The following is a 14,514-nucleotide window of genomic DNA, read 5'->3' as shown; positions in this document are numbered from 1 at the left end:
GAGGGCGGCTTGGACGAGAATTGTGACTGCCCCGAGATCCAGGTTCCCGACGGCGCTCTCTACGGCGAGTTCGAGATCGTCAACAAAAAGGGTCTGCACGCCCGCGCCACGGCGAAATTCGTGCAATGCGCGGCCCGCTATGACGCCGACATCACGGTGAGCCGCTGTGGCGAAACCGTCGGCGCCACCTCGATCATGGGTGTGCTCACGCTCGGCGCCGGCATCGGCTCGACAATCACCATCGTCGCCAAGGGCGCCGAGGCCCAGCCCGCCCTCGACGCGCTGGCCGCCCTGATCGCCGACAGGTTCGGCGAAGGCGAGTAACCCGGCTAGCGGGCGGGGTCCGCATTCCCGTCATTGTGAGCGAAAGCGAAGGTGGCCGCCAAGGCCGCCTGCCATGGTCGTGCTTGTCCCGACCATCCACGTCAGTACCGGCCGAATGCGGTGGTTAGGACGTGGATGCCCGCCACAAGGGCAAGCGTGACGGCAGCACATAAAGACATCTTTATATCTTTGATTGCCTTCCGTCCCGGTCGCTGCTAGAGAGCCGGCACGTTTCAGGTGCCAGGATTGGAGCTCCCCCGTGTCGGATTACATCGTCAAGGACATCAGCCTCGCGGATTACGGCCGCAAGGAAATCAACATGGCCCAGGACGAGATGCCGGGCCTCATGGCCATCCGCGCCGAGCACAAGGGCAAGGCCCCGCTCAAGGACGCGCGCATTGCCGGCTGCCTGCACATGACCATCCAGACGGCGGTGCTGATCGAGACGCTGAAGGAACTCGGCGCCGATGTCCGCTGGTCCTCCTGCAACATCTTCTCGACCCAGGACCATGCCGCCGCCGCGATCGCCGCGACCGGCACCCCGGTCTTCGCCATCAAGGGCGAGACGCTGGAGGAGTACTGGGAGTACGTGCTGAAGACCGCCACCTGGGGCGACGGCGGCACGCCGAACATGATCCTCGACGATGGCGGCGACCTGACCATGCTGATCATCCTCGGTGCCGAGGCCGAGGCCGGCAATGCCGCCTTCCTCGACAAGCCGGGCAATGAGGAAGAGACGATCTTCTTCGCGCTGATCAAGCGCCAGCTCAAGGCCAACCCGGGCTGGTTCACCAAGACCCGCGCCGCGATCAAGGGCGTCTCCGAGGAGACCACCACCGGCGTCCACCGCCTCTATGAACTGGCCAAGGCGAGCCGCCTGCCGTTCCCGGCGATCAACGTCAACGACAGCGTCACCAAGTCGAAGTTCGACAACCTTTATGGCTGCCGCGAGTCGCTGGTCGACGCCATCCGCCGCGGCACCGATGTGATGATGTCGGGCAAGGTCGCGGTCGTCGCCGGCTATGGCGACGTCGGCAAGGGCTCGGCCGCCTCGCTGCGCCAGGCCGGCTGCCGCGTGCTCGTCACCGAGGTCGACCCGATCTGCGCCCTGCAGGCGGCGATGGAAGGTTACGAAGTCGTGACCATGGAAGATGCGGCGCCGCGCGGCGACATCTTCTGCACCGCCACCGGCAATCTCGACGTCATCACGGTCGACCATATGCGCGCGATGAAGCACCGCGCCATCGTCTGCAACATCGGCCACTTCGACTCGGAGATCCAGGTCGCGGGCCTGAAGAACTTCAAGTGGGACAACGTCAAGCCGCAGGTCGACGAGGTCGAGTTCCCCGACGGCAAGCGCATCATCCTGCTGTCGGAAGGCCGCCTCGTGAACCTCGGCAACGCCACGGGCCATCCGTCCTTCGTGATGTCCTGCTCGTTCTCGAACCAGACGCTCGCCCAGATCGAGCTCTGGAACCACCACGCGAAGTACGAGAACAAGGTCTACACCCTGCCGAAGCACCTCGACGAGAAGGTCGCCGCGCTGCATCTCGCCAAGGTCGGCGCCAAGCTGACCAAGCTCAACGACGCCCAGGCGAAATACATCGGCGTGTCGCAGGCCGGCCCGTTCAAGCCGGAGCACTACCGCTACTGACACGCGCCAACGCGCAATCTCTTAAAGGCCCGGCACCTGCCGGGCCTTTTTTTATCCCTGTGCCATTATGGAATCACGCAGTGAGATACTACAAATTGTAGGTCGATCTGAATTCGAAACTACTTCTTGATGTTTGGCTCCCGGTAAATCGAGCCGCCTGAAAATCTCACCATTTACCGGCGATTAAGCACTTCCTGACGGACTCCACGGATGATTACAGTGGGGGTGATTCGGGCTCCCCGCTATGGCGCGGAACGGATCAAAGCTCTGATGTGATTGGCGTGGTGGTGCGCGTGCATCGGCCTTCGAGACGGCGGTTTTCGCCGGCTCTCCAAGCCGATTCCGACGAGTGTGGCGGATATGGCGGCCGCGGCCGCCGCGAGAAGATGGGCGCAGAATGAGACGGTTGAGGCGACAGAGGCGAGCTGGGGACTGGGCTCCGCGCGCATTGCTGCCTGCTTTGACCGCTTCGATTGCTTCGGCCCCCGCCATCGCGCAGGATCAATGGCTGGTGCCGATGCGGCTCGATATCATGAGCACGGGCGCGCTTTCGCTCACTCTTACCGGGCTGACGGTCTTCGCCACGACGACCTCGCTCCTCTATGTGCGCGAACGCGCCCGCTGGCAGAAGCGCGAAGCCAAGCTGGCAGCCGATCTCGAAGCCGCGCGCAGCCATCAGGAGCGCCTTTCGATCCTTCTGGGAGCAGATCCGCAGGTCGTGGTCAGCTGGAACGGCCGCGACGCGCAGCCGGTCTTCGAGGGCGACAGCGGCTTTCTCGGCGCCCCCGGGGCAGCACTCGCACTGGCCTATGGCAGCTGGGCCGCCCCCGCCGACGCCAAGCGGCTGGAGCTCGCGACCGATGCACTGAAGGAGCGCGGCGAGGCTTTCAACGTCACGCTGCGCAGCAAGGCCGGACCTTTCATCGACATCGAGGGCCGGCCCGTTGCCGGCCGGGCTGTGATCCGCTTCCGCGAGGTCACCGGCGAGCGGGCGCAGGTCATGACGCTGCGTGGAGAGCTGGAGCGTGTCACCGCGGATCACGCGGCGCTCGCCCATCTGCTCGCGGGCCTGCCGCACCCGGCCTGGATGCGCGACGCCGATGGTCGCCTGACATGGGTCAACGCCGCCTATGCGCGGGCCGTGGAGGCCAGCGATACGACGACCGCGGTGAAAGGCGGTCTCGAACTGCTCGACCGGGCCGAGCGCGAGGCGGCGACGCGGGCGCGGCGCGAAGGCCGCTCCTTTGCGGCGCGGGCGCCAGCGGTGGTCGCGGGCCAGCGCCGGACCTTGGACATCGTCGAGGTGCCGGCTGCGACGGGCTTTGCCGGGTTCGCCACGGATATGAGCGAGCTGGAAGCGGTGCGGGCCGATCTTCAGCGCCAGATGGATGCCCATGTCCGCACGCTCGACCGGCTGAAGACGGCGGTCGCGGTCTTCGACGGCTCGCAGCGCCTCGTCTATCGCAATTCCGGCTTCGACACGCTCTGGTCGCTGGACGCCGGCTTCCTCGATGGGCTGCCGACCGATGGCGAAATCCTCGACCGGCTCCGGGCCGAGCGGCGCCTGCCTGAGCTCGGCGACTACCGCAGCTGGAAGGCGGCGGCCCAGGCTGCCTACACCGCGACGCGCGCGAGCGAAGACTGGTGGTATCTGCCGGACGGGCGCACCATCCATGTCGTCGCCAGCCCCAATCCGCAGGGCGGCGTCACCTATCTCTACGATGACGTGACCGAGCGCTTCACCCTCGAATCGCGCTTCAACGCGCTCTCCCGCACCCAGCGCGAGACGCTGGATTCGTTGCGCGAGGGCGTTGCCGTGTTCGGCTCCGACGGGCGGCTCAAGCTCTCCAACCCCGCCTTCGCCCAGTCCTGGCGCATTCAGGGCGGCGACCTCGCCGCCAGCGCCCCGCATATCGACGAGGTCATCCGGCTGTGCCGGCCGCTCTTCCCGCAGGACGAGGTCTGGAGCGAGCTTCACAGCGTCGTCACCGGCGTGCGCGATGCGCGCGAGGATTACCGCAGCCGGATGGAGCGGCGCGACGGCACCGTGCTCGACATGGCGGCCGCGCCGCTGCCGGACGGCGCGACGCTGATCTCCTTCGCCGACGTCACCGCCAGCGTGAACGTCGAGCGGGCGCTGACCGAGAAGAACGAGGCGCTGGAGAAGGTCTCGCGGCTGCGCGAGGATTTCGTCCACCATGTCTCCTACGAGCTTCGCTCGCCGCTCACCAACATCATCGGCTTCGCTCAGCTGCTCGGCACCGAGACGGTCGGCCCGCTCAATGAGAAGCAGCGCGACTATGCCTCGCATATCGTGCGCTCCTCCGGCGCCCTGCTCGCGATCATCAACGACATTCTCGACCTCGCCACCATCGACAACGGTGCGCTGACGCTCGACATCCAGGATGTCGATGTCGCCGACACCATCGCCCAGGCCGCGGCGGGGCTGCATGACCGGCTGACCGACAGCAGACTCGAGCTCAAGGTCGATATCGATCCGCGCACCGGGCCGCTGCGGGCGGACGGCAAGCGCCTGCGGCAGGTGCTGTTCAACCTGCTCTCCAACGCGATCGGCTTCTCCTCGCCCGGCCAGACCGTGACCGTGAGCGCGACGCGGCAGGGCAGCGACGTCCGCATCACCGTGGCCGATCACGGCCGCGGCATTCCTGCGGAGGTCATGGAAAAGGTTTTCGAGCGCTTCGAGAGCCATTCCCTCGGCTCAAGCCATCGCGGCGTCGGCCTTGGATTGTCGATCGTCCGCTCTATCGTCGAATTGCACGGCGGCCATGTCGAGCTCGATTCCGCGCCGGGTCGCGGCACGAAGGTCTCCGCCGTGTTCCCCGCGCAGGGCATGCCGCTCTCGGACGCCGCTGAATGACGGAAGAAGCCCGCAAGGCCGGCCTGCACCGGCTCATGCTGGTGGACGAGGCGGCGACGCTGCGCCTCGCCGCCGACATCGCCGCCATCCTGAAGCCGGGCGACATCGTCGCGCTTTCCGGCCATCTCGGCTCCGGCAAGTCGCTGCTGGCGCGCGCCATCCTGCGCGAGCTCGCGGACGACCCCGCGCTGGAGGCGCCGAGCCCGACCTTCACCCTGGTCCAGAGCTACGACACCCGGCGCGGCACTGTGCTGCACGCCGATCTCTACCGCGTGCGCTCGCCGGACGAGCTCGACGATATCGGCCTGATCGAGGATGTCGAACGGCTGATCACGCTGGTCGAGTGGCCGGACCGCGCCGGCACGCGCCTGCCGGCGGGGCGCAGGCTCGATATCGTGCTCGATGTCGACCCCGACAGTCCCGAGACCGGCCGCATTGCCGATCTCTCCGGCGGCGTGCTCTGGAAGCAGCGGCTCGCCATCGCCGTTGCCTCGCGCCGCCTGCTCGACGCCTCCGGCTGGGGCGGAGCGCGCCGCGACTTCATGCTCGGCGACGCATCGACGCGCGCCTATGAACGGCTGACGCAGCCGACCGGCGAGACGGCGGTCCTGATGATCTCGCCGCCGCGGCCGGACGGCCCGCCGATCCGCCTCGGCAAGCCCTACAGCACGCTGGCTCACCTCGCCGAGAACGTCGAGGCCTTCGTCGCGATGGATCGCGGCCTGCGCTCGCTGGGCTATTCGGCGCCGGAAATCCTCGCCGAGGATCTGACCACCGGCCTGCTCGTCATCGAAGACCTCGGCAACGAGGGCGTGATCGACGCCGAGCGTCGACCGATCGCCGAACGCTATGAGGCGGCGGCCAGGCTGCTCGCCGACCTCCACCGTCACACCCTGCCGTCGATTCTGCCGGTGGGCGAGGGGCGCGACCATGCGATTCCCGAATACGACCGGCAGGCGCTGGCGATCGAGACAGAGCTGATCCTGGAATGGTATGCGCCGCATATCGCGGGCGTGACCCTGCCGGCGGTGACGCAGGCGGAATTCGCCCGCATCTGGAACAGGCTCCTCGACGAGATCCTCGCCCAGCCCGGCACCTGGACGCTGCGTGATTTCCATTCGCCGAACCTGATCTGGCTGGAGAAGCGGGAGGGCCATGCCAAGCTCGGCCTGATCGACTTCCAGGATGCGGTGCTCGGCCACCCGGCCTATGACCTGGCGTCGCTCGGCCAGGATGCGCGCATCGATGTGCCGGCCTCGCTGGAGCTGAGGCTGCTCGCCGCCTATGGCGCGGCGAGGCGCGCTGATGCGCCCGATTTCGATCTTGCCGATTTCGCCCGTGCCTATGCGATCCTCGGCGCCCAGCGCAACACCAAGATCGCCGGCATCTTCGCCCGGCTCGACAAGCGCGACGGCAAGCCCGACTACCTCAAGCACCTGCCGCGCATCGAGGCCTATCTGCGCCGCAACCTCGAACACCCCGCCCTCGAAGAGCTGAAGGGCTGGTATCAGGCCCATATGCCCAAGCTGTTCGAGACGGACGCCGCGGGCTAGTCTGATCCGATCGATACGGAGATTCGCGTGACCTCAACCGCTTCGCCGCCGATCCGCCGGGCGATGGTGCTGGCGGCCGGGCTCGGGCAGCGCATGCGCCCCATCACCGACACGCTGCCGAAGCCGCTGGTGAAGATCGGGGGCAAGGCGATGCTGGACCATATGCTCGACCGGCTGGCCGATGCCGGCGTCGAGGACGCCGTTGTCAACGTCCACCATCTCGCCGGGCAGGTCGAGGCGCATGTCGCCGGGCGCGCCCGGCCGCGCATCGCCATCTCTGATGAGCGCGCCGAATTGCTGGAAACCGGCGGCGGCGTGAAGAAGGCCCTGCCGCTGCTTGGAGCTGCGCCGTTCTTCCACGTCAATTCCGACGCGCTCTGGCGCGAGACCGGCCGACCAGCCATGCACGTGATGTCCGAAGCCTGGGATCCGGCGCGGATGGACATGCTGCTCCTGCTCGCCGAGCGTAAGACCAGCCTCGGCTTCGACGGCGCCGGTGACTTCTTCCTCGGAGAGGATGGCCGCCTGACCCGGCGCGGCGCGGCTGAGCGCGCGCCCTGGATCTATGCCGGCGTCGCCATCCTGAAACCGGAGCTCTTCGCCGACACGCCGGAAGGGCCATTCTCGCTCAATCTGCTCTTCGACCGCGCCATCGCCCGAGGTCGCCTGTTCGGCGAAGTGCTGGAGGGGCGCTGGCTGCATGTCGGCACGCCCGAGGCGATCGCGCCGGCGGAAGCCGCCTTCGCTGCGCAGCCGGTCGATGCCTGAACTCAATCTGTTCAGCACACCGGCCGGCGCGCCCTTTCTGGATGTGCTGGCCGAAGCGATGCTGGACGGGCGCCTGGGGGCGATCCACGACCCCGGCGATCCGGCGGCGATGGCGCGCGCCACGCTCTACCTGCCGACGCGCCGCGCCGCGCGCGCCTTCACCGCGATCCTGGCCGAGAAGCTCGGCGGCAAACCGCGCCTGCTGCCGCGTATCGTCCCGCTTGGCGATGTCGACGAGGCCGAGACGGCGTTGATCGGCTCCGGAGCCTGGACGGGCGAGCGCCTTGTTCCGATCGAGCCGCTGCCGCGCCGCATGCTGCTGACCCGGCTCGTCGACGCCTGGGGCCGCACCGCCAACCGCAGCCATCTCAGGCTCGATCCGTCGGAGCCGTCCCTGGTGCCGGCGACGCTGGCGGAGGCCTATGGGCTGGCTGGCGACCTCGCCGACCTGCTCGATCAGATGCAGACCGAAGGCGTGCCGGTCGAGAAGCTCGCCGGCCTCGACGCCGCGCGCTTCGACAGGGTCTGGCAGCTCAATGCGAGCTTTCTCGCCATTCTCGGCGAAGCCTGGCCGCAGATTCTCGCCGATCAGGGCGCCATCGACCCGGCCGAGTTTCGCAATCGGATGCTGGCGGCGGAGCGCGAGCGGCTGTTGGCGGGCGGGGCGAGGGGGCCGATCATCGCCGCAGGCTCGACCGGCACCGTCCCGGCCACGGCGCGGCTGCTCTCCGCCATCGCGCGGCTTCCAAACGGGGCGGTCGTCCTGCCCGGCATCGATCTCGGGCTGGACGAGCGCGCCTGGAACGCCATCGCCAAGGAACCCGCGCCGTCGCATCCGCAGGCGGCGCTGCGTCAGCTGATGGAGACGCTCGGCGCGGAGCGCGCCGATGTCCGCGAACTGGCTGTGCCCGATGCCGCACGCCATACGCGGGGAGAGCTGCTGCGCGAGGCGATGCTGCCGGCATCGGTGACCGAACTTTGGGCGAACCTCGGCCAACGTTTCGCGCCCGGCGAGGCGGAGGCAGGCTTCGCCGGCCTGCGTATCGTCGAGACGGCCGACGAGCGCGAGGAGGCGCTCACTGTCGCGATCGCGCTGCGCGAGACGCTGGAGCGACCGCAGGCGCGGGCGGCGCTGGTGACGCCCGATCGCGGCCTGGCCGAGCGCGTCGCCGTCGAGCTCGCGCGTTGGGGCGTCGAGGTCGATGATTCCGCCGGGCAGCCGCTCGGGCGCTGGCCGGCAGGCTCGCTGCTGCGGCTGATCCTGGAGGCGGCGCTGGCGCAGATGACGCCGGCCTCGCTCGTCCCGCTCTTCGCCCACCCGCTCTGCCGGCTTGGCTTGAGCCGGGAAGCGCTGGCGCGGGGAGCCGCGGCACTGGAAATCGGCTGCTGGCGCGGCAATGCCGTCGGCAGGGGGCTGGCGGGCCTGCATCTGGCGCTCGGCGAATGGAGCGAGCTGCGCGAGGCTGGTCACGTTCCCGGCCCGCGCAGGCGCTTGACGGCGGAGGATGCTGCCGCGGCAGCGGCCGTGCTCCACGCGCTGGAAGCAGCCTGCGCGTCGCTGCTCGAAGCGCTCTTCCTCGGCGAGCCGTCGCTTGGAGCCGTCGCTGCAGCTGCGCAGGCGGCCGTTACCGCCGTCAGCGCGACAGAGGCCGGGACGCCGCTCGCTTTCATCGGCCCAGATGGCGAGGCGCTGGCCGGGCTGTTCGACGATCTCGTCGCGGCGAAGGACGTCATGCCGCCCGGCGGCCGGCCGCAGGATTTCGTCGCGATTCTCGACGGCCTGCTCGCCGAGCGCGCGGTCAAGCGGGCGACGCCGGGCCATCCGCGCGTCGCCATATGGGGCCTGCTTGAGGCGCGCCTGCTCGAAGCCGACCATATCGTGCTCGGCGGCCTGAACGAGACGGTCTGGCCGCCGCAGACCACGACCGATTCCTTCATCAACCGGCCGATGCGTGCCGAGCTCGGCCTCTCGCCGCCGGAGCGCCGGATCGGCCAGACCGCGCATGATTTCGCCCAGGCGCTGATGGCGGCGCGCGAGGTCACGCTGACGCGGCCGCGCAAGGTCGGCGAGGCCGAGACCATCGCCTCGCGCTTTTGGCAGCGGCTGCACGCGGTGACGCCGAAGCAGGCATGGAGCAAGGCGCTCGACGAAGGCCGTCGCCTGCGCGGGCTCGCCGCCCTGCTGAGCGCGCCCGCCGATGCGAGGCCGGTTGGGCGGCCGAAACCGCGCCCGCCGCGCGAAATCCAGCCGCTATCCCTCAGCGTCACCGAAGTCGAGACGCTTTATCGCGATCCCTATCAGATCCACGCGCGCAAGATCCTGAAGCTCGACGCCCTCGACGGGCTGATCGAGGATCCGACGGCTCAGGATCGTGGCCGGCTGCTGCACAACATCGTAGAGAGCTTCACCACGACCTATCCCGAGCAATTGCCTGCCGACGCGCTGGGGCAGTTGATCGCCATCGGCGACAGACTCTTTCGCGACTTCGATGACGTGCCTGAGGTCCGCGCTTTCTGGTGGCCGCGCTTCCTGCTGACGGCCGGGCATTTCATCCGCTGGGAGGAGCGCAGGCGGCCCGGCATCGCCCGCATCGGCGTCGAGCTCTTCACCGGCGCGAGCTTCAGGCTGGCCGACGGCAGCGAATTCCGCCTGAGCGGGCGGGCCGACCGCATCGAGCTGACGCGCGAGCCGGCGCTGCGGATCGTCGACTTCAAGACCGGGGCTCCGCCCAGCAAGGCGCAGGTCGAGAAGGGTTTCGCGCCGCAATTGACGCTGGAAGCCGAGCTGGCGGCGCGTTCCGGCTTCAAGGGGCTCGCAGGGCCGACGCCGGTCGAGGCTGTCATCTACATGAAGCTCCACCATGACCCGAAGGGCTGGGCCAAGGACAAGCCGCTCGACTTCGATGGCGAACCGCTGGCCGATGTCGCCGCGCGCCACCTGAACAATCTGCTGAAACATCTCGATGCGCTGCGCACCGGTCGCGAGGCCTATGTCTCGCGGCGGGCACCTGACTACACCCGCTACGCCAGCCCTTACGACCATCTCGCCCGGGTCAAGGAATGGTCGGCGGCGCCCGGTGGCGACGAAGGAGGCGAGCCGTGAAGCCGGGCTGGATCGTCCCGTCGCTGACCAATCAGCGCCAGGCGCTGGCTGCCGATCCCGGCCTCTCCGCCTGGGTCTCGGCCAATGCCGGCTCTGGCAAGACCCATGTGCTGGTCAACCGCGTGCTGAGGTTGCTGCTGGACGGCGTCCAGCCGAGCCGGATGCTCTGCATCACCTATACCAAGGCGGCCGCGGCCAATATGGCCAACCGCATCTTCAAGGCGCTCGGCGCCTGGGCGACGTTGGATGAGGCCGCCCTTGCCAAGGAGCTGACCAATCTGACCGGCAGCGCGCCGGCCGCCGCCGAGCGGGCCAAGGCGCGCCGCCTCTTCGCCGAGGCGCTGGAGACGCCGGGCGGGCTGCGCATCGAGACGATCCACGCCTTCTGCACCCGCGTGCTGCAGGCCGCGCCCTTCGAGGCCAACGTGCCGCCGCGCTTCGAGGTGGCCGATGATCTCGCCCAGGCCGAGATGCTGCGCGAGGCGCGGCGCGAATTGCTGGCCCTGGTCGCCGCGAACCCGGATGGGGCGGAGGCCAGCGCGCTCGACCTGCTGGCGCAGCTCGCGGCGCAGGATTCCTTTGAGACCATGGTGCAGGAGGCGCTGCGCCAGCGGGCCCTGTTCAGCGACGAGAACGGCCGCGCCCGCGATCCGCAGGAGATGCTGGCCGGCATCGCCGCCTTCCTCGGCATCGACCCCGATCTCGATGCCGACACGGTGAAGCGGGCCTTTCGCGCCGAATTGGCCGCGCTGCCTGGCCTTCAGGCCCTGATCGAGGCACTCCACGCCGGCAGCGCGACGCGCCAGAACCTCGCCGGGACCCTGCGCACGCTGCTCGCCGGTCAGGATGATGGCGATCCGATCGCCTTCTGCCGGCGCGGCTTCATCACCGAAGCCGGAACGATCAACGCCAATATCCGCGGCAAGGGCAAATCCGAGTTCGAGAGTGCCACGCTGGCGACGCTGGAGGCGCTCGCCGCCTGCCTGCTGACGGCGGCCGATGCGATCAACGCCGTCGCCATCCGCGACCGCAGCGCAGCGCTCGCTTTGCTGGTCACGCGCATGCTCGCCTCCTATCAGCGCCAGAAGAGCCTGCGCTCGCTGCTCGACTATGACGACCTGATCGCGCGGACGCGTTCGCTCTTGGAGCGGGTCGAGGCGGCCTGGGTGCTCTACAAGCTCGATGCCGGCATCGACCACATCCTGCTCGACGAGGCGCAGGACACCGGCGAGGCGCAATGGGCGATCCTGCGCAAGCTCGCGGAGGAATTCACCGGCGGTGGCGATTTCAGGCCGAAGCCACGCACCATCTTCGTCGTCGGCGACGAGAAGCAGTCGATCTACGGCTTCCAGGGGGCGGCGCCGGCCGCCTTCGGCGAGGAGCGCCGTGCGCTCGGCCGGCGCATCGCGGAGGCCGAACTCGCCTTCGAGGCGATCAGCCTCAACACCTCCTTCCGCTCGGCGCCGGACATCATGCAGGCAGTCGATGCCGTCTTCGCCTTGCCCGAGCATGCGCGCGGTCTCGTCTTCGACGGCGCGGCGCGTCCCGAGATGCACGACACGGTTCGACGCAGCGCGCCCGGCACGGTCGATCTCTGGCCGCTCGCCGCCAACGATACCGGCGAGCCGCCGGACGCCTGGACCACGCCGGTCGACGCGCCCGAGCGCCGCAGCGGCACGGTAAAGCTCGCCGAACGCATCGCGCGGACCTTGCAGCGCTGGCACCGCGACCGCCGTGACGATCGCGGCAACCCCTTCGCCGCCGGCGACGTGATGATCCTGCTGCGCCAGCGCGGCGCGCTCTTCGAGGCGATCGTCAAGGCGCTGAAGGATGCCGGCGTGCCCGTTACCGGCCGCGACCGGCTGACGCTCGCCGAGCATCCGGCGGTGGAGGATCTCGTCGTGCTCGGCCGCGCGCTGCTGCTGCCGGACGATGACCTGACGCTCGCCACCGCCTTGAAGACGCCGTTGATCGACCTGAACGACGACGATCTCCTGCGCCTCGCGCCCGGCCGCAAGGGCTCGCTCCGAGCTGCCCTGCAGGAAGCTGCGGCGAGCGAGCCGCGCTATGCCGCTGCCGAAGCCAGGCTCGTTGACTGGGCGCGCGAGGCTGGCCGTTCCGGCCCGTTCCGCTTCTTTGCCGGGCTGCTCGGCCCCGGCGGCGGGCGCAACCTCGCCATCGCCCGGCTCGGCGCAGAAGCGGGCGACGCGCTCGATGCCTTCCTCAATGCCGCGCTCGATCATGAACGGCGTTACGGCCCCTCGCTCGCCGGCTTCCTGCAGCATGTCACCGGCAGCGCCGCCGACGTGAAGCGCGATCTCTCGGCCAGCGCCGGCGAGGTTCGCGTCATGACCGTCCACGGCTCGAAAGGTCTGGAGGCGAAGATCGTCATCCTCGCCGATCTCGGCGTCGAGCCCGGCGCCAAGCGTCTGCCGAAGATACTCGCCGTATCGACGGCGCGCGCTGGCCTTGTGCCGATCTGGCCACCGGCGAGCGCCGAGGACACGCAGGCGACGGCCGCAGCCAAGGCGACCGTCGTCGCGCAGATGGTCGAGGAGCATCATCGCCTGCTCTATGTCGCCATGACCCGCGCCGAGGACCGGCTGATCGTCTGCGGCGCGCAGGCCAAAGGCGACCCGCCGGCCGGAAGCTGGTACGCGATGATTGCGCAAGGGCTTGCGCAGTCGGAGGCCGGCCTCGCCACCCTTGGGGAGGGCGAGGATGCGATCCTGCGCTTCTCCGTGACGCCTCCGAGGCCGGCGGAGGAAGAGGCGCAGGTGCAGCCGGCCGAGCCGGTTCTGCCGCCGCCCGCCTGGCTGACGAAGCCCGCCCCGCGCGAGGCCGAGCCCGCACCGCCGCTGAAGCCGTCGAACGCCCTCTCGGCAGCCGATGGCGAGGAGCGGCCGGGCGACGGACCCTTCCTCGCGGAGGCGGCTGCCGCCGGCCGGCTGGCGCATCTGCTGCTCCAGCTCCTGCCCGATCTTCCGGCCGAGCGCCGCACCGGGGCGGCAGACGCCTTGGCGCAGGCACGCGGCGGCGCGTTGCCGCCGCAGCGGCGGGCCCGCATCGTCGCGCAGGCGCTCGCTCTCCTGGCCGAGCCGGGCCTTACCGCGCTCTTTGCCGAAGGGGCGCTGGCGGAGGTGCCCGTCGCAGGCGCCATCCGCCTGCCGGACGGTGCGGTGCGCGCGGTCTCCGGCCGGATCGACCGGCTGGCCGTCACCGCCGAAAGCGTCGTCATTGCCGATTTCAAGACCACAGCCCGGCCGCCGGAGCGGGCCGATGCGATTCCTGTCGGGACTCTGGTGCAGCTCGCGGCCTACGCCGCGCTGATGCAGGAGATCTATCCAGACCGGGCGATCCGGGCGCTGGTCGTCTACACCGCGAACCTCGCCCATTTCGAACTTGCTGCCGCGCAGCTCGACGCGGCGCTCCTCGCCTTGGCAGGCGCCGCGGCGGGCGCTAGCGTCGGCCGCTCCGACGGATCGTCCCGGCCATGAAGCTCCTGCCATCCCTGCTGCTGCGCCCGCGCCTTCTGGCGGCTCTCGGTGCTGGCGTGGGGTTGGCGGCGCTGCTGCCCGGCGACTGGCGGTGGGCGACGCGCTTCCTGGTTGCCTGGGATGCTGGCGCGATCTTCTATCTGGGCCTGCTTGGCGCGACCATGTTCACCGAGTCGGTCGACGAGATCAGGGCGCGGGCCGAGCGGCAGGACGAGGGTGCCTTCGCCATTCTTACCATCGCCTGCCTGGCGGCGAGCGCCAGCCTGGTCGCCATCGTGGTTCAGCTCAGCGGCATTGGGGCGGTTCCGGCCAGCGGACGCGGGATTCACCTCGCGCTGGGTGGCGTCACGATCCTGTGTTCATGGACGCTGCTGCACGCCTTCTTCACGCTGCACTATGCCGGCATCTACTATCGCGGCGGCAAGTCCAAGCCCTGTCTAGATTTCCCGGGCAAGACCGATCCGAACTATGTCGATTTCCTGTATTTCTCCTACACGATCGGCTGCACCTCGCAGACCTCCGATATCGGCGTGACGACGCGGCAGGCGCGCGGCGTCGTGCTGCTGCATTCCATCCTTGCCTTCGTCTTCAACACCTCGATCCTGGCGATGGCGATCAATGTCGGGGCAAGTCTGGTCTCAGCCGGGTCGTGACGCGCCGGCCTCGGCTCTGCCCTGCGATGTACGCGCCTTGACCGGAGGGGCGGGCGTTCATAGCTTCGCTGGCGAAGGGCGGCA

Annotated in this window: 8 protein-coding genes; all 8 read left to right on the top strand. The window is 69.2% G+C overall.

Annotation, left to right across the window (positions count from 1 at the left end):
• The first annotated feature begins 9 nt into the window (after positions 1-9).
• The 8 genes from AC1DNE_RS20335 (at position 10) to AC1DNE_RS20300 (ending at position 14,430) form a co-directional block, all read left to right on the top strand.
• Positions 10-324: an HPr family phosphocarrier protein gene (locus AC1DNE_RS20335; protein ID WP_441473073.1), complete on the top strand. Its 315-nt coding sequence runs from the start codon at positions 10-12 to the stop codon at positions 322-324.
• A gap of 259 nt (positions 325-583) precedes the next feature.
• Positions 584-1,978 (top strand): adenosylhomocysteinase, encoded by a 1,395-nt coding sequence (ahcY, locus tag AC1DNE_RS20330; protein WP_441473072.1) that lies wholly within the window; start codon positions 584-586, stop codon positions 1,976-1,978.
• Positions 1,979-2,375: 397 nt separating this feature from the next.
• Complete coding sequence (locus AC1DNE_RS20325) at positions 2,376-4,856, top strand: sensor histidine kinase (protein ID WP_476841170.1); 2,481 nt, start codon at positions 2,376-2,378, stop codon at positions 4,854-4,856.
• Entirely contained in the window at positions 4,853-6,409 is a 1,557-nt protein-coding gene (tsaE, locus tag AC1DNE_RS20320; RefSeq protein ID WP_441473070.1) for a tRNA (adenosine(37)-N6)-threonylcarbamoyltransferase complex ATPase subunit type 1 TsaE, read from the top strand. Before AC1DNE_RS20325 ends, tsaE begins: the two co-directional genes overlap by 4 nt.
• A 63-nt stretch (positions 6,410-6,472) precedes the next feature.
• Positions 6,473-7,177, top strand: coding sequence for a nucleotidyltransferase family protein (locus tag AC1DNE_RS20315; protein ID WP_476765652.1), 705 nt, complete (start codon positions 6,473-6,475; stop codon positions 7,175-7,177).
• On the top strand, positions 7,170-10,280 hold the full coding sequence (gene addB / locus AC1DNE_RS20310) for a double-strand break repair protein AddB (RefSeq protein ID WP_476765625.1): 3,111 nt from the start codon (positions 7,170-7,172) through the stop codon (positions 10,278-10,280). The genes AC1DNE_RS20315 and addB overlap by 8 nt, the downstream gene beginning before the upstream one ends.
• Positions 10,277-13,777: a double-strand break repair helicase AddA gene (gene addA / locus AC1DNE_RS20305; RefSeq protein WP_476841169.1), complete on the top strand. Its 3,501-nt coding sequence runs from the start codon at positions 10,277-10,279 to the stop codon at positions 13,775-13,777. The genes addB and addA overlap by 4 nt, the downstream gene beginning before the upstream one ends.
• On the top strand, positions 13,774-14,430 hold the full coding sequence (locus tag AC1DNE_RS20300; RefSeq protein ID WP_476765623.1) for a DUF1345 domain-containing protein: 657 nt from the start codon (positions 13,774-13,776) through the stop codon (positions 14,428-14,430). Before addA ends, AC1DNE_RS20300 begins: the two co-directional genes overlap by 4 nt.
• Positions 14,431-14,514 lie beyond the last annotated feature (84 nt).

This window comes from Allobosea sp. 05L423 (assembly GCF_056397745.1).
This window is presented reverse-complemented; position numbering and strand designations above follow the sequence as displayed.

Bases quoted from the DNA above. Each gene is read 5' to 3' on its own strand.
- AC1DNE_RS20315 (WP_476765652.1), top strand. From the start codon at position 6,473: ATGGTGCTGGCGGCCGGGCTCGGGCAGCGCATGCGCCCCATCACCGAC.
- tsaE (WP_441473070.1), top strand. From the start codon at position 4,853: ATGACGGAAGAAGCCCGCAAGGCCGGCCTGCACCGGCTCATGCTGGTG.
- AC1DNE_RS20300 (WP_476765623.1), top strand. From the start codon at position 13,774: ATGAAGCTCCTGCCATCCCTGCTGCTGCGCCCGCGCCTTCTGGCGGCT.
- AC1DNE_RS20325 (WP_476841170.1), top strand. From the start codon at position 2,376: ATGAGACGGTTGAGGCGACAGAGGCGAGCTGGGGACTGGGCTCCGCGC.
- addB (WP_476765625.1), top strand. From the start codon at position 7,170: ATGCCTGAACTCAATCTGTTCAGCACACCGGCCGGCGCGCCCTTTCTG.